19 protein-coding genes and 2 riboswitches are annotated in these 25,009 nt (G+C 42.8%); of the genes, 18 read left to right on the forward strand and 1 reads right to left on the reverse strand.

Annotated elements, in window-relative coordinates; translation table 11 throughout:
- Positions 1–149 precede the first annotated feature (149 nt).
- From AC3WJJ_RS19130 to AC3WJJ_RS19145, 4 genes are all read left to right on the forward strand, one after another.
- A complete protein-coding gene (locus AC3WJJ_RS19130; RefSeq protein WP_492543207.1) occupies positions 150–659 on the forward strand; it encodes a hypothetical protein in 510 nt (169 codons plus the stop codon).
- 73 nt (positions 660–732) lie between these two features.
- A complete protein-coding gene (locus tag AC3WJJ_RS19135) occupies positions 733–1,350 on the forward strand; it encodes a hypothetical protein (protein ID WP_492543209.1) in 618 nt (205 codons plus the stop codon).
- Positions 1,351–1,362: 12 nt separating this feature from the next.
- Positions 1,363–2,373, forward strand: coding sequence for a leucine-rich repeat domain-containing protein (locus AC3WJJ_RS19140; protein ID WP_492543211.1), 1,011 nt, complete (start codon positions 1,363–1,365; stop codon positions 2,371–2,373).
- 92 nt (positions 2,374–2,465) lie between these two features.
- Positions 2,466–2,933 (forward strand): SMI1/KNR4 family protein, encoded by a 468-nt coding sequence (locus tag AC3WJJ_RS19145; RefSeq protein ID WP_492543213.1) that lies wholly within the window; start codon positions 2,466–2,468, stop codon positions 2,931–2,933.
- Positions 2,934–2,988: 55 nt separating this feature from the next.
- On the opposite strand, the gene AC3WJJ_RS19150 is transcribed toward AC3WJJ_RS19145, so the two are convergent.
- Positions 2,989–4,341 carry an MATE family efflux transporter gene (locus AC3WJJ_RS19150; protein WP_492543215.1) on the reverse strand — a complete coding sequence of 451 codons (1,353 nt, stop codon included), beginning with the start codon at positions 4,339–4,341 and terminating at the stop codon, positions 2,989–2,991.
- A gap of 131 nt (positions 4,342–4,472) precedes the next feature.
- Here AC3WJJ_RS19150 and AC3WJJ_RS19155 point away from each other — a divergent pair, with 131 nt between their 5' ends.
- The 14 genes from AC3WJJ_RS19155 to AC3WJJ_RS19220 all read left to right on the forward strand — a co-directional run bounded on the left by AC3WJJ_RS19155 (position 4,473) and on the right by AC3WJJ_RS19220 (position 24,993).
- On the forward strand, positions 4,473–5,159 hold the full coding sequence (locus AC3WJJ_RS19155; protein WP_492543217.1) for a TetR/AcrR family transcriptional regulator: 687 nt from the start codon (positions 4,473–4,475) through the stop codon (positions 5,157–5,159).
- 344 nt (positions 5,160–5,503) lie between these two features.
- A complete protein-coding gene (locus tag AC3WJJ_RS19160) occupies positions 5,504–9,157 on the forward strand; it encodes a stalk domain-containing protein (protein WP_492543219.1) in 3,654 nt (1,217 codons plus the stop codon).
- Positions 9,158–9,325: 168 nt separating this feature from the next.
- Entirely contained in the window at positions 9,326–9,928 is a 603-nt protein-coding gene (locus tag AC3WJJ_RS19165) for a class I SAM-dependent methyltransferase (protein ID WP_492543221.1), read from the forward strand.
- 100 nt (positions 9,929–10,028) lie between these two features.
- Positions 10,029–12,092 carry a methyl-accepting chemotaxis protein gene (locus tag AC3WJJ_RS19170; RefSeq protein WP_492543223.1) on the forward strand — a complete coding sequence of 688 codons (2,064 nt, stop codon included), beginning with the start codon at positions 10,029–10,031 and terminating at the stop codon, positions 12,090–12,092.
- A 151-nt stretch (positions 12,093–12,243) separates the two neighbouring features.
- A complete protein-coding gene (locus tag AC3WJJ_RS19175; RefSeq protein ID WP_492543225.1) occupies positions 12,244–13,593 on the forward strand; it encodes a hypothetical protein in 1,350 nt (449 codons plus the stop codon).
- Between the two features lie 382 nt (positions 13,594–13,975).
- Positions 13,976–15,475 carry a lytic polysaccharide monooxygenase gene (locus tag AC3WJJ_RS19180; RefSeq protein WP_492543227.1) on the forward strand — a complete coding sequence of 500 codons (1,500 nt, stop codon included), beginning with the start codon at positions 13,976–13,978 and terminating at the stop codon, positions 15,473–15,475.
- Between the two features lie 238 nt (positions 15,476–15,713).
- Entirely contained in the window at positions 15,714–17,438 is a 1,725-nt protein-coding gene (locus AC3WJJ_RS19185) for a methyl-accepting chemotaxis protein (protein WP_492543229.1), read from the forward strand.
- 120 nt (positions 17,439–17,558) lie between these two features.
- A riboswitch (TPP riboswitch) is annotated at positions 17,559–17,666 on the forward strand.
- A gap of 201 nt (positions 17,667–17,867) precedes the next feature.
- Positions 17,868–18,638, forward strand: coding sequence for a thiazole synthase (locus AC3WJJ_RS19190; protein ID WP_492543231.1), 771 nt, complete (start codon positions 17,868–17,870; stop codon positions 18,636–18,638).
- A gap of 14 nt (positions 18,639–18,652) precedes the next feature.
- Positions 18,653–19,765 carry a 2-iminoacetate synthase ThiH gene (gene thiH, locus AC3WJJ_RS19195; RefSeq protein WP_492543233.1) on the forward strand — a complete coding sequence of 371 codons (1,113 nt, stop codon included), beginning with the start codon at positions 18,653–18,655 and terminating at the stop codon, positions 19,763–19,765.
- Positions 19,766–19,780: 15 nt separating this feature from the next.
- Positions 19,781–20,383, forward strand: a complete 603-nt coding sequence (locus AC3WJJ_RS19200; RefSeq protein ID WP_492543235.1) for a thiamine phosphate synthase — start codon at positions 19,781–19,783, stop codon at positions 20,381–20,383.
- Positions 20,380–20,580: a sulfur carrier protein ThiS gene (gene thiS, locus AC3WJJ_RS19205; RefSeq protein WP_492543237.1), complete on the forward strand. Its 201-nt coding sequence runs from the start codon at positions 20,380–20,382 to the stop codon at positions 20,578–20,580. Before AC3WJJ_RS19200 ends, thiS begins: the two co-directional genes overlap by 4 nt.
- Positions 20,581–20,606: 26 nt before the next feature.
- Positions 20,607–21,629, forward strand: coding sequence for a thiazole biosynthesis adenylyltransferase ThiF (locus AC3WJJ_RS19210; protein WP_492543239.1), 1,023 nt, complete (start codon positions 20,607–20,609; stop codon positions 21,627–21,629).
- A gap of 174 nt (positions 21,630–21,803) precedes the next feature.
- Positions 21,804–23,450 carry an alpha-L-fucosidase gene (locus AC3WJJ_RS19215; RefSeq protein ID WP_492543241.1) on the forward strand — a complete coding sequence of 549 codons (1,647 nt, stop codon included), beginning with the start codon at positions 21,804–21,806 and terminating at the stop codon, positions 23,448–23,450.
- A 61-nt stretch (positions 23,451–23,511) separates the two neighbouring features.
- Positions 23,512–23,612: riboswitch (purine riboswitch) on the forward strand.
- Between the two features lie 181 nt (positions 23,613–23,793).
- A complete protein-coding gene (locus tag AC3WJJ_RS19220) occupies positions 23,794–24,993 on the forward strand; it encodes a NupC/NupG family nucleoside CNT transporter (RefSeq protein ID WP_492543243.1) in 1,200 nt (399 codons plus the stop codon).
- Positions 24,994–25,009: the final 16 nt, after the last annotated feature.

Genomic DNA, 25,009 nt, shown 5'->3' on the forward strand with positions numbered 1-25,009 from the left:
TGGAAATAAGATACATAAATAGAACCAATCGATAGAGTTAAAACAAGAATCCGGTTGAGTAAGAAATCGATTAGAGGAGGCCACCTCATGGGAAGGTCATTTGCGAACTTACATATTAACTCAACAACCTAGAGAAGACTGTCGAAGCATTGAGAGAGCTAAGCGAAGAGTATGGCAAAGTAATAGGCAAGTCAAATGATAAGGCTCAAGAGTCCAAAGTTATCTTTTACGTAAGCAAAAGCAACGATAACTGGATTAGCGTCCTCCACGACTATTTTGTATGGGGTACAGTGAAGAAGATTGGTCAAACGTTATCACAGCTTATCGATGAGCCAGTGATGACCGCTGGATATATGAATGAGGAAATATTCGAGTTATCGTGCTTCGAGAATGGAGAGCTTCAAGCGGAAAGAATTTTTTGTGAAGAGTGGACGAGGGATGAATATGAACAACTTCAAGAAGAGCGTCTTAATGATGACTACTTGCGGGAAGTACTTGATATCCGTAATGAGGATTTTGAGGACTTCATTCGCATTACGAGTCCAGAACAAGCCGTAGATAAACTGTCGGATCTCGTAGGAATGTCTTTATGGAGTGATTCGGAGTGGATACAACACGAGGAAACTCTCAGAAAACGTTTTGGAAAATATGAATTTTAAAAACACATTAGCTATATAGTTACGCTTACTTAATATAGATCAAGATGATGAAGAGTGGCGGTGAAGAAGAGAAATGGACAAGTTGAAGAACAGCGGATTCTATAAACTTAAATTTTTCATTACCCCCGAAGAGTTTAAAAGCGTTTTGAAGCTCTTTGAGCATAAGCAAACGCAATTCCATCTCACCAACTATACCCATACAGAGCATGATAAGAGTCAGGTGTATGAGGCGTATCAGACATTTTATCAGTATTTTACGGCAGAGGAGAAAAGGGCTGATTATCACCCCTTTTTTGTGTATTCGATTTCTATTACGTCTGATGATGAAAGCTCCGGATTTTTTATGAGAAATGAAGGTGTACATTTTCCATATGGAGGACAATGGGCAGAGGATGAACTGCCGTGTATCTTGCTTTCATTTCCTAAAGGCTTTCAGGTTAATTTGGAAGATGATAAAGGGAAATATTATATTTATGAGGACATTCGGGACCATAAGTGGTTAACCTATACGTTTTTTAATGAAATAACGGGCTCTATTAAAAAAATAACAAAGCCGCTTCGCTTCTCAGCGCTTGACGTAGCTGCTATGAAGGAGCAAAAGCCCTCTGTGCGTATAAGTCATGATGCGCTCCACGACTTGAGCAAGTCGTGGATTTTCAGAAAATATGGACTTGTGATCAATGGCAAGTAGGAGGGTATGCAGATGCGCAAAACATGGAAAAAAAGGATTCTGATTGATAATCCTGTTACACTGGACCAGGTTCAGATCGAGCAGGACTTGCGCGGTGGCAACCAAGTAATTGTCCAGTTCTCACACCCAGAGTTTTATGGGTCCATATTGGAAGAAGTGGATGAACTTTGCGCGCGCTGGGATGAGGATTTTGGAGTGCGTTTCTATGCCCACAATTCCCTGTCTTTTGATTGTCATACTCTCTTGCGGATTCCCCATGTCAAAATGCTGCAGCTCAATAGCCTCGTTCATGCACATAACACCGAAGCATTGGCCAAACTGGAGAACCTGCGCAGTTTGAGCTTAGGTATATATGAGCTAGAGAATTCAGAAATTCTGGGGATGGATTCGTTGCGGTCTCTAAACATTTTAAACGTTATCTCAGATAAGAAGATCCTCAACCTGCAATATTTTAAAGATTTCTCTTATCTGGAAGAGCTGCATGTAGGCGGCAAGGTTAAGAACCTTGATGCTATCGGTTATTTGGAGGGCTTGAATTATCTTGCGCTGCACTCGATCAGCAAGTTACCGTTACACTTTATTAACCGGTTGAGGAAGCTGAAGCACCTTCGTATTTTGCTTGGAGGCCGAGAGCATATTCAGGAAATTGAAGAGAATACAATCGAGAACCTGGAGATCTGTAGAGTCCGCGGCTTTCATGATCTGAGTAATATTACGGCCTTTCACGCGCTGAGGAGACTTGTTATTGAGGATCAAATTCAACTGCAAGAAATCCGCTTTGACCAGGAAATGAAGTCACTGGAGGAGCTATCAATTAGGAATTGTAAGGGCTTGACTCGTTTGATAGGAATGGAGCATCTGCCCTTGCTGCACAAGCTTCGCATTCTCAAAACGGCAATCGATTTCGATTCCTTTATCCAGCAGAAACTTCCAAGATCTTTATCTTCAGTGGAATTTGCAACATTCCAAGGTAAAGCAGATCAGGAAATACAACAATCTCTAATAAAGCTAGGTTTTCAATAAAAGAGATTAGTCTTGGTGATCAATAAAATGGGACTATCATGCAGCATAAGACTTATTGTCTTAAACTTGTATAGGGAGAGAGGATGAAACTCATGTATGAGCGTTTGGTAGAAAAACTGAAAACGACATCGGCTTTAAAATGGTTTCCTGGTCATGGTGCCGAAGAAAGCTGGATAGCGGAAGCTGAAGATGAGTTAGGATTCAACCTGCCCCCCTCGTATCGGTGGTGGTTGGTTCATTACGGTAATGCCCGGTTGGGTGATGGTAATATTCTCACCATTTCGGATCCGGAACACAGAGACTACTATGACGGCGACCTTCTTTACATACATAGGCTTAATCAAGCCGAGGAATGGTGGGTACAGCGGTTTCCCCACAGACTGGACTTGTTCGTGCCGGATAGCGATGAGCTTTATTTTTTTGATACAGCTACTAGAAATAATCAGGGAGAATTTCCGATTATGAGGTATGATCTCATGAATGACATGATCGATGAGTATGCTCCTACGTTTGCGGAGTTTCTAGAACGGCTGATTGAAGAGCGTTCATTGAGAATATAGGAAAGGCAGGATCAGGAGTAAACCTGATCCTGCCTATTTATATGTTATCTGTTTTCTAGTGTACTAAAGCATCCAAATCTGGCTGCAATTTGTTCCGAAGAATATACAGCATGATGGCTCCGACAAGGAATGCTACAACATCAGCAATGACGAGCGACCAGACCACCCCGTGAAAGCCATTCGTGTGATTGGCGATATAGAGTACAGGAATCAGGGTGATACCTTGAATAACAGACATAATAAACGCGGCAGTTCCTTGCGCTGTTGCTTGGAAGATCCCCGTAAATAACGTAGTCATTCCTGTAACGAACAAGGATAAGAACGTCACATGCAGAATGTAACTGCCCATTTCAATTAATTGCGGGTCATTGGTAAATAAACCAATTAAGTTGTCGGAAATCAGATAAACGATGATGCCAAACACGATAGCTAACGCTACAATCATTTTGATCGTAAATCCGATGGTATGCTTCATACGTAATTTATTCGCTGTAAAAGAAAAGGCAATGAGCGGCACGACTCCTTCACATAAGCCCAATAGAATAAACTCGGGAAATTGCAATAAACGTGATGAAATGCCGTAGGCTGCTACAGCCTGATCCCCATATTCAACAAGAAAATGGTTTAAGATGAGCGACATTGCTCCTAAAAAGATACTCATAATAAAGACAGGAACTCCGATTTTGAATACGTTAATCAGAATATCTTTGGTAGCCCTGAACCATTTTGCGGAGACCGTTAAGAACTGGCTCTTATATCCCATGTAGAAGGCGTAGTATATACTCGCGATTAAGTTGGAAATAACCGTCGCAGACGCAACGCCGGTTACGCCTAAGTGGAAGACGAAGATGACTAGTGCATCGAGAATGATATTTACGACAACGCTGAGAATCATACCTATCATCGACGTGATGGCGGCACCCTCGGAGCGAACGATATTCTCAAGGGTAAAGAACAATACTACAAATGGCGAACCGAGTAGCATAATCGTGACATACTCTTTTGTAAAACCGAAGGATTCAGCTGTTGCCCCAAGGCCATGTACGATGGAATCAATCAAGGGGAGTCCTACAGCTATTACGATTAGACCTAGAACGATGCTGCTGTAAAAGGCGAATGAAGATACATGCTTTACATCATCATACCTTTTCTCACCTAGCAATCGAGAGATATACGTCCCACTGCCCATACCAATCAAGTTGCCTAGCGCCATAATAATAGCGAATAATGGCAAGGTTAATGCGAGCGCGGTTAACATGGCCGTATTATGGAGCGTACCAAGGAAATAGGCATTCAATATAGAATAGATGACACTCATTGACGTGCCTAGCATCATCGGTACAGCAAAGTGAGCTACCGCTTTTGCGATAGGTGCTTTTTCAAAGTAATGGAGGTTTTCTGCATCCATGTGGATCACTTCTTTCTTTTTTTATAATTATCTAACACCGTTAGATTGAACCTTACAGTGTTAGATGTTATCATGAGCCTATGAATCTGTAAAGTATAAACTTACACTGTTAGATAAAAGGGTGGGTATCGATGAAAAAACAGCAACCTCAGATTTCGGAGGATAAGATATTAGAAACGTCATGGGAGCTTCTTGGAGAGGATGGCATTGAGAAATTCAGCATGAGACGACTCGCCGACAGGCTAGGGATTCAAGCTCCCTCTTTGTACTGGTACTTCAAGAGTAAGCAGACTATCTACCAGCGACTGGCCAATCAGGTATCGAAAATCATTCTGGAGGAGTTTCACTCCGAAGGGGATTGGAAGGATCAACTGACTGGGCTTGCGGTAACGGTACGGAACGTGCTCAGCCGCTATCCCTGCTCTACGCAGCTCATGATGATGACGCTGCCCCACGAACCGGACATCATCCGGTTCACCAACCGTATGCTACTCTGCGTAGAATCGACGCCGCTTGAGCAAGAGCAGAAAATGCAAGTGGTTACTACACTTGTGAACTACGTCTACTATTTCGTACTGGATGATTATCAGCATGAGCGTAATATCTCCGCCATTCTTAAGGATAATGGAGCGGCACCTCCAGGGGAGGAGATGATTCGCCTTCTGGACTCTATGAGCGATGGGGAAGCGGGACTGTTCCGGAGAATGTTCACGAACGGGTTGTTTGAGTTGATGGGGACCGACAGGGCATTTGAGTTCGGGTTGAAGCTGATTCTGCTCGGAATTGAGCAGGTAATAGGGGAGCAGGAAAAGAAGTAGAATGACGTTTCGTTTCCTCTAGGGGGTCGGAATTGTTTACACGCATTTGCACCGTAAGGTTGGAATGAAAAAGAAGCTGTCTTTGAGCCTTAATCAGGCCCCGAAGACAGCTTTTGTTATTATGTTGTACTGCGGAGACTAGTTTTTTTGTTGCCAAAGGTATGCGGATGAAAGCCGAATCGCTATGTGACGTTTGGATTTCGGTTAGTGGACTGTCATATGACAAAGTGATGACAACAAACACTACTTAGCAATGTACATCTTTTCTATAATTATAAAATTAGCATAGTTATCTCCTTGTTTGGAGAAGGTTGTGCAAGATGAATTTCACGAGGGGGATTAAAGTGAGGATCAAGTTTAGCCGGTTTCTAATCTTTGTTCTGACGATTACATTAATTGGGGGTAATTCTGTAGGGGCTGCCGGGATTCAAAACAAGCAGTCTATTGAGGATAGCCTAAAAGTTATATCAAGAGTATCGGCATTCGCAGGAAGCGGCGAGTTTAATGATTTTGATGGAGCGGCACAAGAGGCATCTTTTCGCATGCCCCAGGGAATCGCTGTATTAAAGGACGGTTCTGTGCTTGTGTCAGACACCCGCAATCATCTCATTCGTCAAATTAAGAATGGAGAGGTTTCTACTTATGCGGGCTTCAAGTATGACGTAAAAGACAATGTAGCTCCTGATGGGGCGTGGCATGACGGTGCCAAGGAAGCCGCAGTATTCAACGGTCCCTCGGGAATGGACACAGATATCCACGGTAACATTTACATAGCAGATACTGAAAATCATCGGATTCGAAAAATATCTAACGACGGAATAGTAACAACTGTTGCCGGAGATGGCATAATCGGCGAAGGAAATGGCACAGGAACGGGAGCAAGATTTTATCACCCTCAGGATGTGGCTGTTGCAGCAGATGGAACACTATATGTTGCGGATACATTGAATCATTTGATTCGCCAAATAGCGCCCAATGGGCAAGTGACTACGCTTAATGCTCCGTCAGATCGCGTGGTTGAGGTTGAAGCTGGATACGTGGTCCCTGCAGGTGACTATGCGGACGGTCAATTGTCGGCATCCAAGTTTAATGAGCCTACCAGCATTGCAATGGACCATAAAGGTAATTTATATGTTAGCGATACAGGTAACCAGGTCATTCGTTATATTGATTTAGCAAAAGGTACGGTTACAACTGCGGCGGGATTGTCTCCGGGGGAGAAGCCTGTGTATGCCAAAGGCAGTCTGTATGCTGAAGGTGGTTATGCGGATGGTTCTGCTACGGGGGCACGCTTTCAATCTCCTAGAGGGATCGCTGTAACGAAGGAACAGGGGCTAATTATTGCTGATAGCTTAAACCACACGATTCGTTATCTTGCAGACGGACATGTGAGTACAATTGCGGGTGTACCTGCGCAGTTTGGTCAAGTCGATGGTATTAATGATAACAATCTGCTTCATCGACCGACCGATGTAGTGGTTTTGCCAAATGGTGGATTGCTCATTGCGGACAGTTATAACAATAAAATCCGCGAACTTGAGTATTATAAGCTTCCAGCGAATCTGCCACGTAATAATCAGGTGAAGGTTGTCATGGATGAATCGGTTGTGAGCTTTGACGTGCAACCCGAAATTGTAAAGGGACACACGATGATTCCTGTGAGAGCGTTAAGTGAAATGATGGGCTATCAGGTTAGATTTTTGGATAACCAGCGTACCATTGAATTAACGAAGGGCGAAGTAAAAATCAGGCTGCAAATGGGGAGTCCAGAAATTTTGATCCGGAATACGATGGCAGATTCGGAACAAAAGAGGGTGATGGAGGCAGCACCATATGCGAAAGATGGCCGTTCGTATGTTCCGGTCAGATTTTTCAGTGAGGCCTTTGGAGTAGATGTACAATGGGATTCGAACACGAGAACCGTTATTTTAAGGGAAATCACAGAAGCTATTGATAAGCTGCCAGCAGCGAATCGAAAATCGCGTTCGGCAGTTATTGAACAGATCAAAGGAACCGTCTGGATAACTCAGGCGGGTGGCTCAATGACTTACCAGGCTTATAATGGCATGAATCTTCATCAAGGGGATCATATTCTAACGGAAAAGAATACGAGCGCGATATTGAGGACGAATGATCGTAAGGATGAAATTATAATTAGCGAAAACTCAGAGCTGTCCATTTTGAACTTAAGTGGTACATTCCGTACTAAGAACACAAGCTTTATGTTATGGAGCGGGCTCGCTTCCGCCGATGTATCCTCGTTGGTAAATGCCAAGGATACCTTCAACATCCTAACGCCGACCGGTGTGACCAATGTTCGTGGCACGAATTTTATGGTGAGCATCGATCCGGTTACAGGGATACCCACACTCTTTGTAAACAGCGGCCTGGTTCAGGTAAGCGGCAATGGAACCAGTCCAAATCCAGTCTTTGTATACCCTGCGCAGGAAATAAATTTACTTCCGAATTTGGGATCATCAAGTATGCCGTCCATAGTGGACCCATCTAGTCTCATCAATCAACTCTCACCTGCTGTCATCGAGTCGCTAATAAAGCAAAAGAATAAAATAGATCAGGAAAATGCAGAGATGCTAGAGAAAATGAAGAATGAGGCTTTGGGCTCCAACCTTGGGGGAAGTCTGGGTAATTTGTCTCCAAGTGATCTAGAACAGTATCAAAATAATTTGAATAATCTGCTCGGTAATATTTTAAAACAGGCCCTGGATCAGAATAAAATAGATCCAAAACAGTTGCAGGCACTGATCGATGAGGCTAATAAGAAATTAGATCATCCGATTGATTTAAGTAAAGTTCCTCCGCTTCAATTAACGCCTGAGCAGAAACTACAGCAGGAAAAGCAAAAGCAGCTAGAGGCTGAACAAAAAAAACGGCTAGAGGAACAGAATAAGCAGCGTGAACTAGACGAACAAAAGAAAGCTATGTTAGATAAGATTAAAGCGGAAAAAGAAAGACTCGAACAGGAGAACAAGAAGAAACAAGAAGAGGCTGCTAAGCGAGCAGAAGAATTGTATAAGCAAAGACTTTCGGATGCGGATAAGCAAAAATTTGAAGAGCAACAAAAAGCTTTGGAGCTAAAGAAAAAGCAGCAGGAACAAGCACAACAACCGAAGGCTTCGACTCCAACACCATCACCAGTACCAACAACGCCAACGATGCCAACAACACCAACAACACCAACAACACCAACAACACCGACCAATACTGCCCCGAAGGTGGTTAAGTCACTATCGGATCGAATGGTAAACGCTGATGATGCTTATGAAATAGATATGAGCACAGTCTTCCATGATGTTGATGGAGATACGTTAATATTCTCAGCCCGTTCGAGTGACTCAGCTGTGGCAGAAGTAGTCGTGAATGGAAGTGGGCTACGAGTTACGACAAAAGGTAAGGGTATTTCCGAAATTCGTATTACAGCCAGCGATGGAAAAGGTGGGTTGACCGACACTTCATTCCGTATCGCGTATTATCATAAGCTTGAGGATTTGAGGGCTGAAGTCACATCCAGTTTCGTAGAACTCTACTGGGATGCCTATGGGGAAGAAGGGATAACTTATCACGTCTATATGAATGATAAGTTAGTCAAATCTACACCGGACACTCATGTTTCGCTTACGGGGCTTAAGCCGGATACGGTCTATAATCTACGAGTAGTCGCAGTTCATGGTGATAATGAGATTGAAGCGTTCGGCGACTATACGGCAACCACTCAACCTTTTGACTTTCAGTCCACGGAGGTAACCGCTAATTCAGTTACTGTATTCTGGGGTTACTATGAAGGGAAAAAAATAAAGCTCTATCTAAATGATGAGGAGATTGATCCAAGCTTAATCGGATCTTCTGATGAGAATCATTATACCTTTACGGAATTGAGTCCGAACACATCCTATAACATTCGGATAGAAGCTTGGGATGAACAGAATTTATGGGCAACAAGCGAAATTACTGTGGAGACAGGAATGTTACCAGATTTGTAAGACACTTGGAAAATCACTCTTGTTGCAAACAGCTAAGTTGAAGAATAAAATATAGAAGGGGACTGCGGTTCCCCAAACTAATAATTTATTTTTGTAATTAAGAAGAGGGGCATCTACCCCTCTTTTTTTATTTTACTGCTCATTTTTCAGCAGATCGGAGAGTTAACCATGGGAAATACAGATAAGTTTGAAATGATAGCGAGTACCTATGACAATTCGGAAAGAACTCATATTGCGAAGGTATCCTCAGATGCGATTCGTGAATACTTAATTGAAGCTAACCATAAGAAGGCTATTGATTTTGGGTGTGGAACGGGTCTTGTCGGAATGAACTTGGTAAGCGATTTTGATTCTATCCTGTTTGTGGATACATCACCAAACATGATTAATCAAATACAGCAGAAAATCTCTGAATCTAATATTCAGAATGCTGATACATTGTGCTTTGATATGGAACAGGAAGATTTGCCTGATGTACGTGCTGACTATATTTTTATGGCTCAGGTTCTACTCCATATTGCTGATGTTGAATTGGTGTTATCCAGATTATTGAATGTTCTCAATGAAGGCGGGCATTTATTAATCGTCGATTTTGATAAAAATGAGAAAGTTGTGTCGGATATCGTTCATAACGGATTCAATCAAGAAGAGCTAACGGACCTGATGACGAAAATAGGGTATACGAATATTCAATCCAAAACGTTTTATTCAGGTCATAAGATTTTTATGGGACAAGATGCCTCCATGTTTATCCTTGATTCTCAAAAGTAAAAGCACTAATCTACACCACTACTTTTTTATTTCCCAGCTACTCACCCCGTGGTAAAATAAGCCAAGCGATGGATCTTGGACAACAGGGAGAGTTAGACAGATGAAGGGTATTAAGCTCAAAATTATGGCAGCAATTATGTTATGTTCCATCGTAGCGGGAGTGGGCGTAGGGTCAGTCAGTATATATCGGAGCATTGACATGCTCAAGGACTACTCGAACAGGAATATGAGCTTATTGGCAGAGAGTAAGGCGAATGAGCTCAACGTTACGATCAATCAGATTGAAGCATCGGTGAATGGTTTAAGCGTATCGATACTGGCGCTATTAGACGATGTGAATGCTTTTCAAAAGAATCCTGATTACGTTAAAGAGTATCAGGAAAGAATCAGACCGATCGCGAAGGCATTTGCAGAAGACACGAATGGTGCTATGGCATTTTATGTTCGATTTAATCCCACCTATACGGATCCGACATCCGGGGTTTTTCATGCAGATACGGATGGGGATGGCACAATCGAGCAGTTGGTTCCGACAGATTTTAGTCAGTATGAATCAAGCGATCTGGAGCATGTAGGTTGGTATTACATACCGATCAAGGCGGGTAAAGCCACCTGGCTTGATCCTTACCGCAATGAGAACATACAAACCGATATGATTAGCTATGTGGTCCCGCTATTTAAAGATGGTGAGCCTGTTGGCGTCGTAGGGATGGATGTCAATTTTGACCGAATAAAAAATCTGGTGCAATCGATTAAACCTTTTGAGAATAGTTATGGAGCTTTAATAAACGGGACAGGTCAGTTCTTGATTCATCCTGAGTACAAGCAGTCTGATTCTTTATCCGAGCTGAATCCTTCGCTGTTTAAAACCATACAGGAGAATGATACTGGCGTTACGAATACGTCGTTTGGTGAAGATGACATGCTCGTATCACATAAAATACTATCCAACGGACAATCACTGCTCGTTGTTTCTCCCAGATCGGAGATTTATGCAGATGTAAACTCGCTGGCAACCGACATTGTATGGTTAGTTGTTGGGGCGCTCATATTGTCCGTGCTTATTGCCTTACTGCTGAGCGGACGAATGACGAAGCCCATTCATCTCCTCATTGCTGACATGAAGAAGGTTAGTGACGGTGATTTGACCGTACAGACTTCCATTGAGAGCAGGGACGAGTTTAGGGAGATCGGAGATAACTTTAATAAGATGGTCCGTGATTTGTCTGGGCTGAGCAAAAATATCATTGATGTGTCCAATCAGATCCGTGAAGCTTCAGGAATGCTGTTCTCGGTATCGGATGGAGTAAAGATGTCGATAAACGAAGCAGCCACATCCGTTGAAGAGATTGCAAGTGGCAACAATGAGCAAGCAATGTCGATTGAGGATTGTGCCAATATTTCGACTGAAATGAAGGAGAAATATAAGCAACTTCAACTGGCGACACGGCATGTATTAGATACAATTGATCTCATACAGAAGGATAACAAGGAAGGAATGACCACGATTGAGAAGCTAGAGTACGCCAATCGGGGGAACTTAAGCGCTGCGGAAGAGATTGAGTCTGCCACTACAGAGCTTCAACGTAAAGCAGTGGGGATTAATCAGATCTTAACAACGATCAGTGCAATTGCAGGGCAAACGAACCTGCTAGCTCTCAATGCTAGCATTGAAGCTTCCCGTGCAGGTGATGCAGGCAGGGGATTTGCGGTGGTCGCCTCTGAAATTCGAAAGTTATCCGAACAGTCGAATGCAGCGGCAGATGATATTTTGCTACTTGTATCTGAGCTTGAATCGGACGTAAGCAGGAGTGTAGATGCGATGACCGCTGTTAAGGAGAGTACATCCGAGCAGGCGATAACGGTATCGCGTGTCAGCAATGCATTCCAGGCGATTTCTTCTTCTGTAGATGTGATGACAGGAGTTATGCATGATAATGGGGCGCACATTTCCAGCATTGGAGAACATGTGTATCAAGTACAAGAGAAGTTAGAGAGCATGACGTCGGTATCCGAAGAGAGTAGTGCGCTTTCGGAAGAGGTCGCTTTGACCATGGAGGATCAGCAGAAGCAGTTGCGAATGGTGGCTTCAGCAGCTGAAGAGTTAAATGGTATGGTTGAGACGCTAAATGGACTTGTTCATCGATTCAAAGTTGAAAAGTAGAATATGAGTTCATAAGAAAAGGCACCCCATAAAGGTGCCTTTTCGTCTATTCTTGATCATTTCGTCATATAAAAGAACACACATGTAGAGCAATTAATTCATGGTATTATCGTAAAGAACAAAACCAATTCAATTATGAAAGAAGGACATTATGGGTTTTAAAGATGAATTAAAACGTGCAGCGCGCAACGCGGTAAAAGATGTAGAAAAAGAAGCCAATAAAACCTGGAAGATAGATTATAAAGGGCACGTTATTGAGGTTGTACATCAGTTACGTGAAGAGGCTCTTATCATTGATGGTATTACGGTTGATAGCAATAAGCGAAAATCTTTGCTCTCTCACTTCATACCTTACTCTAAAATGTCAGGTATTCTTGAACTGGGAGATGGCACGAAACATAAAGTGTCCGTCAAACTTGGAGGATACATAAAGTTTAATTGTATTGTAAAAATCGGCCAAAATACAGTGCTGAATGAGTCTCTTAAACTTGATTTTCTTCCTTGGGCCCATAGAGAAAAAATTGTCTCTGCCATTCAGCAGCAAGTTCAGACACACAACAAAATAGTAGATGACCGTTTACCAGATGATGAGTACTTCTATGATGAGAATCAACCCCGAATGGATGCGGGATTATTTGATCGCATAATCGATGACGTACCAACTCCCTTATTCGCAAAAAAACTACTAAAATTGTTTAGAAAGCAACTCAGCAATCCGAAAGACAAAACGAGAAAGGCAACGTACGACGAAATAATTTTTGATAACATAGCTACCTATCGTGATCGATTTATAGAACTCTTTCAACAAGCCGAGTGGAATGAAGAACTCGTTCAGCAAGAAGCATTATGGCTACTAGAGCATGCAGCACATCGAGAGGTTGTGAAGTTCGCAATCACAGTGCTTGGTTGTACCCATTGTGAGGAATATAAGGATTTGCTCTTTACACTAGGTATGCATGAGGAATTCACTTCATATGTTGTATTCGCGCTAGATGATGGAACGAAGGAAGCGAATCATGAGATATGGAAGCTTGCTCAGTCCGTCCATGGCTGGGGTAAAATTGCTGCCGTTGAACAGCTTGAAGCTAGAACACCTGAAATAAAGAAATGGCTGCTGACCAAGGGCTGTGAAAGTACGGTTCCGAGCGAGTACTTAGCCTATATGTGTGCTATCAAAGGGGAACTTGCCATAGCACTATACGAAGAGACGATCTCTAAAGATCTTTACGATGGAATAGGACTTATCATTCAGACATTACTACACGAAGATATAGAGCCTGACATTGAGGAATATTTATTTGAAAATGCGGTTCTTTTTCGCTTCGTGAACCATGCGCGTATCCACTGCACAACGCTTGAGGATATGAATCCCCTTATGACGATAAATGAATTTTTAAATCATGAAGAAATATGGGTGGAACGATCTGAAGATGGGTGGAAGCAACAGGAGCGCATTTCGATTCAACAAGTGCTTCAGCCGATTCTAAATGATCTAGCCTAATTTTTCTGGTTTGTTTAAGGTATTTATGCCTAATCGATTCAGCCCCAAAGGACCCTGCATCTCAAAGAAATCGGATAGGCTAAAATGATCAATTCATTCAAAGAGGTTTGTTTTCAAGACTTTTACTGGTTCTAATTGCCTCGTTCATATAGAAGGGGTTTTATATCCAATGACCTTGGTCAGGATGCTGTGATAGGCTCAATAACTTATAAAATAGAATAAATTCATAGGCGGAAAGATCTAATATCATGATTGGATTATGATATAATGTCGACACTATTCTACATAATTTTCAAAGACTACTTCTAGCCTATACTCAGTAATCTTAAATGTGGGTAATATGATACAAAGGTATGAAAATTATGGAATAGGGAGACGGATCATGATTAACCCACATTTTACTCTTAGCTTACCCTCCAAGGTAACAAAACTTCTGCTAGGCTGTTCAACTTTTTTACTAGGACTGTTATTCTTCACTTTATTTGCAGACAGTGCTTCCGCTCATGGTTATATTGAGTCACCCGCAAGCCGTGCTTATATGTGTAAGCAAGGTGAAAATACGAATTGTGGCGCTGTTCAATATGAACCACAAAGTATTGAAGCCATTGGTAACTTTCCGACTACAGGACCTGCAGATGGAGAGATTACCGGTGGTGGTATTTTTAAAGAGCTTTATGAACAAACACCAGATCGCTGGAAGAAAGTAACCCTACAGACGGGTCTTAACACATTTACTTGGAAACTAACAGCTGCACATGCAACGGACAACTGGAAATATTACATTACAAAAGCAAATTGGGACCCTACCAAACCGATCGGACGGGACGATATAGAGTTGTTCTGCTCATTTGATGACAAAGGGGCGAAGCCGAACCCTTCGACTTCACATCAATGTAATATTCCTGCGGATCGTACAGGATATCAGCTTATCCTTGGCGTATGGGACATTGCTGATACTCCTAATGCTTTCTATCAGGTTATCGATGCTAATATCGTGAGTAATGGCGCAGCGCAAGGTCCAACCGTACCTGCGAATGTGAGCTCCGTGAACAAAACAGAAACAACGATAACGCTAAAATGGACGGCTTCTACAGCTCCAACCGGAATCGCAAAATATGAAATTTACCGTGATGGGGTACTCGTTGGAACTTCATCAACGAATACTTATGTAGACAATGGTCTTACTGTGAATACATCCTATGTGTATACCGTAAGAGCAGTTGATAATGCAGGAGATAAATCTCAAGCTTCTCCAGCTGTAACGATTGCAACATCTGCCGCAGGTAATGGTGGGGACGATACTAACACATACCCGGCATGGGACGCTTCTAAGGTGTATCTGGGTGGAGCCAAAGTACAATTTAACGGTGCCACCTATGAAGCGAAGTGGTGGACACAGAATGAAACGCCTGGCAAAGCACAAGTATGGAAGTTAATTGGTGATGCTGGTGCTGGTGCTGGACTTGCAGCTCCTACAAGTGTTCATTCCATGAAAACCACATCGACAAGCGTGTCACTCATGTGGACAGCTTCACTGGGTGCAACGCAATATGAAATCTACCTCAATAATGTTCTGCTAGGCATGTCGACATTAACTGCTTATGAGGTAACGGGGTTATCCTCGGGCACATCCTATGTGTTTACCGTTGTAGCTGTTGATGGTGCTGGCGTTAAATCAGAAGCGTCAACTCCTTTTCATGTGAAGACCGCAACCGAAGACGGAGGAGCGGGTGATAACGAAACTCTTTATCCAGAATGGGATGCTAAGAAAGCCTATGTGGGTGGAGATAAGGTACACTTTAATGGTGCGACCTATGAAGCGAAATGGTGGACATATAATGAGCTTCCTAATAAAGCAGACGTATGGAAACTAGTAAAGTAAAATCACATGATATCTTTATTTAAATTAGAAAGGCATCCAAGTTACGGGTGCCTTTTCGCGTTATCTTCCGCAAAATAGCTATTCATTATTTCATATGAAATGCCGATATTATATAAATTAATGTGCTTTAAAGGTAAGTGAAAAGAAATACAAATCGTTGTAACCCCCTCTTCTACTGAAGAGTGAGGGGCTTTTTTGCATCATGAGGATAGAACAATTTGAAAACGAGGTGTGCAACATGAGATCTACTATCCAGAACAAGCTTAAATTCAAAATGACGATTGGAAGGAAGCTAATCGGCTCTTTCCTCATTATTGCTCTTTTGTTAGGGGTTACAGGTTCTATAGCTTCTGTGTATCTAAAGAAAATAGATACCCTGTATACCGATGTTGTCGATAGACGAACTATCATTTTATCGAATGTATTAAATACACAAGTAAATATTTCAAAGGAAAATAGTTTGATTCGAGCATATATCATTACAAGTGACGAATCTTTTTTAGTTAAATTAGAGAAGGCTTATGCGGATGCAAGTCAGTTAATTCAGGAAACAATCCCATTAAGCCAATCGGCCCAATTTAAAAAGAGCTTGCAAGAACTTGATCAAGGAAACCAAGAGTTTAAAGAAAAATATGATGAATTGATACAAATGATTCAATCGAAGAAATCATCTGATCAGATCTTGGATTATTTTATTGCAGAAGTATTTCCACGCGGTATAGAACTTGACCCGATGGCTGAGAATCTGGCAAACGAACAGTTAAATGCGATGAAGGAAGCAAGTGAGGAAAGTACACAGCTTGTCAATCATGCCGTTACCAATGTGGCTGTAGTTAGTATTTTTGCTTTTGTATTTGCTGTATTGTTCGGTTATATTTGTTCACGAATGTTATCCAAACCGATAGTAACTATAGCAAAAGCGGTAGAGGAAATTGCGTTAGGTAACTTAACAGTTGAAGATATCAAGTTGAAGAATAAAGATGAAATCGGAGTATTGGCCCATTCATTTAATCAGATGAAAGATAATCTCCAGAGATTAGTGCACAAGATTCGTATTAGTTCGGAGCATGTAGCATCTTCCTCCGAGGAGCTTACCGCAAGTTCAGAGCAATCCAGCAAGGCATCCGAAGCGATATCGATGACGATTCAAGAAGTATCCACAAATGCGGAGATGCAATCTCGAAATGTAGATGATAGTCTCCAGGCTATTCACGAAATGTCCTCTGGCGTACAGCAAATTGCTTCAAATGCACAAATGACATCATCTCTTACGATAGCAACGGCTCAAAAAGCTTTAGAGGGTAATCAGTCTATCCAGTCAACCGTTAGCCAGATGGATTCGATACAAAACACGATGCATCATTTAGCTAATGCTGTAACAGAGATGCAGGAGCAATCGAAAGAAATTGAAATGATTGTTGATGTAATAACAGAAATCTCAGCTCAAACGAATCTGCTATCACTAAATGCGGCTATAGAAGCTGCCAGAGCAGGGGAACAAGGACGAGGTTTTGCAGTGGTTGCAGGAGAGGTTCGAAAGTTAGCGGAACAATCTTCCCAGTCGGCTGGGCAGATTGCAGAGTTGGTCACAACAATTAATCAGCGTACATTCCAACTGGTAGAGAAGACGGAAGCTGGAGTGAGGGAAGTTAGCGATGGAATTCAAGTCGCACATTCAGCGGGTCAACTATTCGAGTTCATAAAAAATGATATCGATGAGGTCTCTAATCAGATTCAGGAGATATCGACCGCTTCACAGCAGATCTCTATGAATACGGAACAAGTCGTAGATGCGATTGGGTTCATATCAGAGGGCTCCAAAACCGTTGCAGCAGAATCACAGAACTTAGCGGCATCGACGCAGGAGCAACTGGCTTCTATGGAGGAAATTACATCTTCTGCATCATCGTTATCTAATATGTCAGAAGAGCTGCACAATTTAATTGAAAAATTCAAAATCTAAAATGAATCATCGATGTTCAGTATGAAACACATGGTTGACGTCACAAAAGGGTAATGTTACCATTACCCTAATTTCATAAAGAGTAAGCTCTATGTGTTACATTCACGCATTGCTTACTTGGAAGTCCACTAGGGGCGCCTGTTATAGGCTGAGATAAAGCGATTTCGCTTTGGTCCCTTTGCACCTGATCTGGGTCATGCCAGCGTAGGAAAGTGGTAACGAATTCAATCTTTGTGTGTTCATGAATTCAGAACCGTTCTGTGCTGGAACGGTTCTTTATGTATTTAACCGTTCCTCCATTAGAACCGGGCTCTATTCATCTACCCCTAGTGACTTCCTTATATGACATAAGGAGGTCTTTTTTGTGTTCAATTAATGAGGGAATAGAAGGGCGTAATCATTGATCACACACGAACTAGGAGGAGAACAATGAAGGATATACTTGAGATTGGCGGCGTAAAGCTGACCAACCGACTATTGGTAGGAACGGGGAAATATGCAGACCACAAAGAGATGAACGCAGCCATTACGGCTTCTGGGACACAGGTCGTTACCGTTGCTGTAAGAAGAGTTGATCTGGACGGTTCCGAGGAGAACATTCTGAATGACATTCCTGACAATGTACAGTTAATGCCCAATACTTCAGGGGCAAGAACGGCGGATGAGGCTATACGTATTGCAAGATTAGCAAGAGCATGCGGGATGAGCAATTGGATTAAGATTGAGGTTATCTCGGATCAGAAATACTTGCTTCCGGATAATGCGGAGACGATTAAAGCAACGGAGGTGCTAGCTAAAGAAGGCTTCGTTGTTCTTCCTTACATGAGCCCTGACCTCATGGCAGCTAAAGCCTTGGTGAATGCAGGTGCTGCTGCTGTAATGCCGCTCGGAGCGCCAATTGGCACAAACCGAGGCATCCGAATGAAAGAGATGATCCAGATTCTAATAGATGAGATTTCTGTTCCTATTATCGTGGATGCAGGGATCGGTAAGCCATCCGAGGCAGCGGAGGCAATGGAGATGGGAGCAGATGCGGTATTGGTCAATACGGCGATAGCTACAGCGAAAGATCCAGTTGGTATGGCGCAAGCTTTTGACTTGGCCGTGAAGTCTGGGCGCATGGGGTACTTGGCAGGACTTGGGCGGATGTTGAGTGGCAGAGCAGAGGCCTCGTCCATTCTAACTGGATTTTTGGACTAAGAGGGAGAGATGAAATGAGCTTTTATGATATATACACCCAAGTCAAAGAGTGGCCGTTCGAGCGTCTCACGCAGGCTGTAAGTAACAAGGATGTAGAGAGAGTCTTAGGGAAGGATCGGCTAACCAATGAGGATTATTTGACGTTATTGTCTCCTGCGGCAGAACCTTATATAGAAATCATGGCACAACAAGCACATGAGCGAACCGTACAGCATTTTGGCCGAATCATTCAATTATATCAGCCTCTTTATTTGAGCGATTACTGTGTGAATACTTGTAAGTATTGCAGCTTCAGCATAGATAACGAGTTCCCAAGGCGTAAGCTGACGATGCTGGAGGTGGAGCAAGAAGCTAGGGCAATAAAGGCTAAAGGAATAAAGCAGATCATTCTGTTAACAGGGGAATCTCGCATTCATTCTTCAGTACAATATTTGAAGGACTGTGTGGATGTATTAAAGCATCATTTTGCTTCTATTGCGATTGAAATTCAGCCGCTGGATGTGCCGGATTATCAGGAACTCGTGAATGCAGGAATTGACGGTCTCACTGTATATCAAGAGGTTTATGACGAAGAGACCTATAAGGATATACATGTTAAAGGACCGAAACGCAACTATCGTTATCGCCTGGATGCACCGGAGAGAGGATGCCAGGCAGGGATGCGAGCAGTTAATATCGGAGCGCTACTCGGGCTAAGCGATTGGCGAAAAGAAAGCTTCATCACAGGGCTTCATGCAGCCTATCTACAAAATAAATACTTAGGGACTGAAATCTCCGTATCCTTTCCACGGATGCGCCCTCATGCCGGGGAGTATCAGCCAAGTGTCATCGTCACGGACCGAAATCTCGTGCAAGCTATGCTGGCTCTTCGCCTGTATCTGCCGAGAGCCGGTATTACAATTTCCACGAGGGAGGAGCCTAGATTGCGGGATCATCTTATCCCACTCGGGGTTACTAAAATGTCCGCTGCCTCCAGCACGGTTGTCGGTGGTTATTACAATCCGAGTGCAGAGGAACCCGCCCAGAGCCAATTTGAAATCTCAGATGAACGATCTGTAGCAGATATTAAGACTCTGCTCAGGGAAAAAGGGTATCAGCCTGTCATTAAAGATTGGCAAATGGTATAGCGGGGAGCTTATTCAGTGGAAATTCATTTGATATCAAGTGGAAGGCAAGCTTTGGATCAGTTTGCTTGTATAGCAAGCAAAGTAGAACCATACGTCCGTTATATCCATCTGCGTGAAAAGTCACGCACAGCCAAAGAACTTATGAGTGGAATTCATCATCTAACAGATCAAGGGGTACCGTTATCTAAGATCATCATCAATGATCGCGTCGACGTTGCCCATGTATCCGGGGCATGTGGTGTGCAGTTGGCTTACCATAGCTTATTACCTCGTGAGGTGAAGAAGAAGTTCCCCGCGTTGAAAGTTGGACGCTCTGCACATTCTCTAGAGGAAGCCAGGCGGGCTTGTGAGGAAGGAGCAGATTATATCTTGTATGGACATATTTTTGCTACCGGATCTAAGCCTGATCTGAAGCCAAGAGGACTTAAGGAGCTAACTCGTATCGTTGATGCTCTAACTGTCCCAGTCATTGCGATTGGTGGCATCAAGCCAGAACATGTGGCCGCTATAACAGCAACCGGTGCTAGCGGATTTGCCGTGATGACTGGAATTACAGAGGCACGTGACCCTCTACTTGCCATTCAATCTTATCTGGAAGGGAGGTCTTTACAAAAATGATTCAGGTAAATGGTAAAACAGCAGTACTTACCGAAGACATACATACCGTTTCCGATCTACTTGTGCATTATCAGCTTAACCCCAAGCTTGTGATCGTTGAGCAGAACGAGCAGATTGTAGAGAAGGAAGCGTATGAGATTACGATAGTTCAAGATGGAGACAAGATCGAGCTCGTACATTTTGTCGGTGGGGGCTGAGTTCTAGCTAAGAAGAGAGGGTAAGCATGGATCAAGAACGTTATTCAAGACAATTGCTGTTCAAGAAGATTGGCGAAGAAGGACAGCGTAAGCTCATGAATGGACATGTGCTGGTCATTGGTGCAGGCGCACTCGGTACAGGCAATGCTGAGATTCTTGTCCGAGCAGGCGTAGGCACGATGACGATCGTAGATAGAGATTATGTAGAATATAGTAATCTTCAGCGTCAGCAGCTCTATGCTGAAGCCGATGCCACAAATAGATTACCTAAAGCTGTAGCGGCGCGGCAGCGATTATTGGATATAAACTCAGAGGTCGATATACGTTCGTATGTTATGGATGTTACAGCTAACGAATTGAAGCAGCTTGTATCTGGTGTCGATTTAATTATAGATGCAACCGACAATTTTGAAACACGCCTCGTCATTAACGATATTTCACAGAAATACAATATCCCATGGATCTATGGGGCGTGTGTAGGGAGTTATGGCTTGAGTTATATGGTTGTTCCCGGAAAGACGCCATGTTTCAACTGCCTATTAAATAAAGTCCCTCTTGGCGGAGCCACTTGTGATACGGCAGGTATTATTGCCCCGGCCGTTCATATGGTTGTAGCTTATCAGACAGCGGAAGCAATCAAATGGCTCACAGGCGATCATGACGCACTGCGTAGTGAGCTTGTTTCATTCGATGTATGGACCAACCAGCATGCGTCTATTCGAGTGAATCGGTTAAAGAAAGAGGATTGCCCTTCATGTGGGAAGGATGCAGTTCACCCCTACTTGTCTCAGCAGCACCTATCTAAGACGGCGGTATTATGTGGAAGGGATACCGTACAAATTCGGCCTCCTCAACAGATGGAGCGGGATTTAGAGCAATTGGCCTCTTTACTGTCCACCCAAGGGGGACTGGTTGAGTCCAATCCCTTTCTCGTTTCCTACAGCGCCGGAAAGCATCGGTTGGTATTCTTTAGAGACGGGCGTGTATTAGTGCACGGTACAAGTGATATTGCACAGGCGAAGAGCCTGTATCATCGATATCTGGGATAAGATTAATCATTGGCCCGTCACCGATTCATTTTCGGCGACGGGCTCCTTTAACTTGTCAGGTATTTTGGTCGAGTAAGTCCCAGTGAAAAAAGGTTTTTTGTACTAGTTCACGAATATGGTATATGTTAAAGACGATAGGAAGCAGAATAATTACATCTACAGGAGGATTCATAAATGGCTAATAAGACAGGAAATTTGAAAGCGATTCCAGGTGTTGTTGCGTTACATGAGAATCAGCGTACTGCTGAATGGCAGCGTCTTCGATATGGCATGTTTATTCACTGGGGTCTTTATTCTGAAATCGGTGGGGTATGGAACGGAGAGCCAGTAACCAAAGGCTATAATGAGCAAATCCAGATGTGGGCTAATATCTCGGAAGAGGACTATTTAAAGGTTGCAGCAGAATTTACGGCTGAGCGGTTTGATGCGGCTGAAATTTGCCGGCTCGCCAAAGATGCTGGTATGAAATATATTGTCATCACGACGAAGCATCATGACGGATTCTCGATGTTCAACACAGCAACAACGGATTATAATATCGTGAAGAAAACGCCATATGGCAAAGATCCAATAGCGCTATTAGCAGAAGAATGCCGCAACCATGGATTGAAGTTTGGCATCTATTTCTCCCTTGTTGACTGGCATCAAGGTCATGAGTTTGATGAGAACAACTGTAATTCCATTCCTGAATCGATGGAACCGATTATTGAGGGACAGCTTCGCGAACTATTAACGAATTATGGTTCAATTGCAGAGGTTTGGTTCGATATGTCTGCTCCAACGCTTGAGCAAAGTGAAAAGATTGCAGGTCTTGTTCGTGAACTTCAACCAGAGGCGATGATTAATAGCCGTATTTGGAATAACAACGGTGATTTCCGTACTTTGGGGGATAACGAAATTCCTTCGGTTCCACTTGATGGCGCTTGGCAAACGCCTGCTTCGATCTATCATTCGACTTGGGGTTACCGCAGCTGGCAGGAACGCGAAGACTTGGAAGGTAAGATCAAAGAACTTGTACATAGTCTAGTGAGCATTCGTGCTAGAGGTGGCAACTATCTTCTAAATATCGGACCACGCGGAGATGGCTCGATCGTGGAATTTGAAGCCGAAGTGCTGCGTGGAATGGGGAGCTGGATTCAGCGACATCCGGCCTTTGCAGGCGATCTTTCTGCTACCCGTTTTGATCAGCATGCTTGGGGAGAAGTGCTTGCAGGCCCGGAAAGTTTATACTTATGCGTAACGAATTGGCCGGCAGATGGAAAGCTAATATTAACCGGATTGGCTAGTGACGTAACCGAAGTAATCGAAGACGGCGCAGTAGCTCCTCTCTCTTATACAACCGAAGGAAATCAATTCATTATTGATCTTCCAGAACAAGCTTTAGACGAAGTATTACCGGTTATTCGAGTGAATTTTGAGGGAGATCTCTATGTCATTCCGAAGAATACCATTCATGAGAATAATGGAGTGTGGAAGGTAGAGTCGGGCGATCTTTACATAGGCCATGGCTATGCTGATAAAGGACACTATTTTACGATGAAGAAAACTCAGGTTCGTTTAACGAGTTACCTTGCTGTGAAGGAAGCAGGTCAAGTTTCCGTTCAACTGGATGTTGAGGCTGACCCAAGTCGTACATACAAAGTATCTGTGGGTGAAACAGAACACACGGTAAATGGTGCTGATTTGTCCGGTACAGACATGGGTCCGTTTACCGTACCTGCTGATGAGATTATTCCAATGACGATTACACTCGCTGATGCATCCCATGTAGGAGATGACTTGAACATTGTATTTACTGCTGCTGTAGTTCATAGAAAGTGATGTATGGAAGGTCTTTACCATTTTAAAATTGCAAATATTCTGCTATACTTTCAACCGAAGATTAAAAAAGAATAGTTTCTCTCATATAATTGCAGGGATATGGCCTGCGAGTTTCTACCGGACCCCATAAAGGCTTCGACTATGAGTAGCGATATATCGGTGTTTCAGACTCCTATGTACCCTAACTAGGAGTCTGGTTTATTTGTGGCCCAGGAATATTGTTCACTCAGCGAAGTGAATACTATTTCTGGGTTTTTTACTGGTCGTTTGCTAATGGAATCGGACGAGAGTGTCATTTTTAATGCTTCATACACCTTAGAACATACAGAAGGAGCAAAACTACATGTATTTTTTGATCAATCTTATCGGCATTATTGTCCTACTCGGTGTTAGCTATCTTTTGTCGTTCAACAAGAAGCAAGTGGCGCTAAAACCAATCGGAATCTTATTGATTCTGCAATTAGCTACAACATGGTTCATGTTATCCACCGATATTGGTTCAAATGTGATTACGTGGATATCGGAGTTTTTCTTATGGCTAATCAATAGCGCAATGTCTGGCGTGAATTTCGTGTTTGGTGAGTTCGCACCTCTGGATGGTTCTACGTTTACATTCTTTATGAATGTATTGATGCCTATCATTTTTGTTGTGGTATTCTTTGATATATTGACGTACTTTGGCATTTTGCCAGTGGTTATTAATGCGATTGGTTGGGTATTTTCAAAAATTACGAGAACACCTCGTTTTGAGAGCTTTTACTCCATACAAGTGATGTTTCTTGGTAACAATGAGGCCCTCGCAGTTACACGGAACCAATTAAACAAAATGGATGACAAACGGCTACTAACCATCGCCATGATTAGTATGTCTTGTGTTAGCGCAGGGATGCTCGGTGGATATCTGCAGCTGTTAGATCCGAAGTATGTGTTGACGGCTATTCCATTGAACGCAATCGGTGCGCTGATCATCACCTCTATTATTAATCCATATCGTGTAAGTAAGGAAGAGGATATTATCTATTCTCAACCGAAGTCGGAAAAGGGTAATTTCTTCGATATGATCTCAAAAAGTATGATGACAGGTGGTAACCTAGCCTTAATTATTGCGGTTATGCTTATTGGTTTTGTCTCCCTGATTACGGCTGTGAATACATTCCTAGGATTGTTTAATGACCATCTCACACTGCAAAGCATCTTCGGATTTGTCTTTGCACCAATCAGCTTCTTAATGGGTGTTGATTTCTCGCAAATCTTATCTGTAGGTCAATTGATGGGTGAGAAGATTGTTCTGAATGAGTTCGTTGCGATGACCAGTCTCAGTGAAATGCTCGCTAACTTAAATCCGCATACGGAAGCGGTTATTTCAACATTCCTAGTCTCGTTCTGTAATTTTACGACCATTGGTATTATTCTAGGAAGTATGCAAGCATTGTTTGGAGATCAAAAATCGAAGTTCATTGCCAAGTACACTTGGTTATTGCTCGTGAGTGGACTTCTTGTATCTAGCTTAACTGCAATGGTTGTAGGGTTATTTGTTTGGTAATTGCACACATAATACA

The organism is Paenibacillus sp. FW507-14B1B (assembly GCF_058781425.1).

Bases quoted from the DNA above. Each gene is read 5' to 3' on its own strand.
- AC3WJJ_RS19135 (WP_492543209.1), top strand. From the start codon at position 733: ATGGACAAGTTGAAGAACAGCGGATTCTATAAACTTAAATTTTTCATT.
- AC3WJJ_RS19140 (WP_492543211.1), top strand. From the start codon at position 1,363: ATGCGCAAAACATGGAAAAAAAGGATTCTGATTGATAATCCTGTTACA.
- AC3WJJ_RS19145 (WP_492543213.1), top strand. From the start codon at position 2,466: ATGTATGAGCGTTTGGTAGAAAAACTGAAAACGACATCGGCTTTAAAA.
- AC3WJJ_RS19150 (WP_492543215.1), bottom strand. From the start codon at position 4,341: ATGGATGCAGAAAACCTCCATTACTTTGAAAAAGCACCTATCGCAAAA.
- AC3WJJ_RS19155 (WP_492543217.1), top strand. From the start codon at position 4,473: ATGAAAAAACAGCAACCTCAGATTTCGGAGGATAAGATATTAGAAACG.
- AC3WJJ_RS19165 (WP_492543221.1), top strand. From the start codon at position 9,326: ATGGGAAATACAGATAAGTTTGAAATGATAGCGAGTACCTATGACAAT.
- AC3WJJ_RS19170 (WP_492543223.1), top strand. From the start codon at position 10,029: ATGAAGGGTATTAAGCTCAAAATTATGGCAGCAATTATGTTATGTTCC.
- AC3WJJ_RS19175 (WP_492543225.1), top strand. From the start codon at position 12,244: ATGGGTTTTAAAGATGAATTAAAACGTGCAGCGCGCAACGCGGTAAAA.
- AC3WJJ_RS19180 (WP_492543227.1), top strand. From the start codon at position 13,976: ATGATTAACCCACATTTTACTCTTAGCTTACCCTCCAAGGTAACAAAA.
- AC3WJJ_RS19185 (WP_492543229.1), top strand. From the start codon at position 15,714: ATGAGATCTACTATCCAGAACAAGCTTAAATTCAAAATGACGATTGGA.
- AC3WJJ_RS19190 (WP_492543231.1), top strand. From the start codon at position 17,868: ATGAAGGATATACTTGAGATTGGCGGCGTAAAGCTGACCAACCGACTA.
- thiH (WP_492543233.1), top strand. From the start codon at position 18,653: ATGAGCTTTTATGATATATACACCCAAGTCAAAGAGTGGCCGTTCGAG.
- thiS (WP_492543237.1), top strand. From the start codon at position 20,380: ATGATTCAGGTAAATGGTAAAACAGCAGTACTTACCGAAGACATACAT.
- AC3WJJ_RS19210 (WP_492543239.1), top strand. From the start codon at position 20,607: ATGGATCAAGAACGTTATTCAAGACAATTGCTGTTCAAGAAGATTGGC.
- AC3WJJ_RS19215 (WP_492543241.1), top strand. From the start codon at position 21,804: ATGGCTAATAAGACAGGAAATTTGAAAGCGATTCCAGGTGTTGTTGCG.
- AC3WJJ_RS19220 (WP_492543243.1), top strand. From the start codon at position 23,794: ATGTATTTTTTGATCAATCTTATCGGCATTATTGTCCTACTCGGTGTT.